The organism is Bacteroides caecigallinarum, from assembly GCF_016902295.1.
Lineage (GTDB): Bacteria > Bacteroidota > Bacteroidia > Bacteroidales > Bacteroidaceae > Phocaeicola > Phocaeicola caecigallinarum_A.
This window is the reverse complement of the sequence record NZ_JACJLQ010000134.1, coordinates 1-693: the sequence shown is the minus strand read 5'-3', so window position 1 is coordinate 693 and position 693 is coordinate 1. Positions and strand designations below refer to the sequence as shown.

Below are 693 nucleotides of genomic sequence, written 5' to 3'. Positions count from 1 at the left end.
TCAAAAAGTGATTTATATTTTTGTGAATATTTGTGTTTGCATTATATTTGCGGAAAGTAACGCTAATACATTGAACTATGGTTAAAGACAGTTTTGCCGGCGACAGATACGTCAATCCTTACACAGATTTTGGATTCAAAATGCTTTTCGGTTCCGAGATAAACAAGGAACTTCTGATAAGTTTCGTCAACAGTCTGCTTGGTGGCAGAGAGGTTATTTGTGATTTGAAGTATCTCAACACCGAGCATCTTGGAACATCAGAAAGAGACCGCCGTGCCGTGTTCGATGTATATTGCGAGAATGAGCGTGGCGAGAAAATCCTTGTTGAGATGCAACGCGGCGAACAACAGTTTTTCAAGGACAGGAGCATCTATTACTCCACATTCCCTATACGAGAGCAGGGTCTCAAGGGTGAATGGGACTACGAGCTTAAGGCCGTTTATGTTATAGGAATACTGAACTTCCGGTTCAGCGATGAAGAAAACGACAACTTTCATCATGAGGTAAAGCTTGTCGATTTAAATACGAATAAAGTTTTTTATGACAAGCTCACTTTCATTTATCTTGAAATGCCAAAGTTCAACAAGCCTGAAACAGAACTGCAGACCATGTTCGACAAGTGGATGTTTGTCATCAGAAACCTTTCCCGTCTGATGGAACGTCCCGTGGCATTACAGGAAAGAGTCTTCACCC

General features: G+C 41.3%; 1 protein-coding gene. It reads left to right on the top strand.

Annotation, left to right across the window (positions count from 1 at the left end; translation table 11 throughout):
* Nucleotides 1-77: 77 nt before the first annotated feature.
* Nucleotides 78-693, top strand: a 616-nt coding sequence (locus H6A27_RS14490) for an Rpn family recombination-promoting nuclease/putative transposase (RefSeq protein ID WP_204509197.1), incomplete at its 3' end; no start/stop codon positions are given.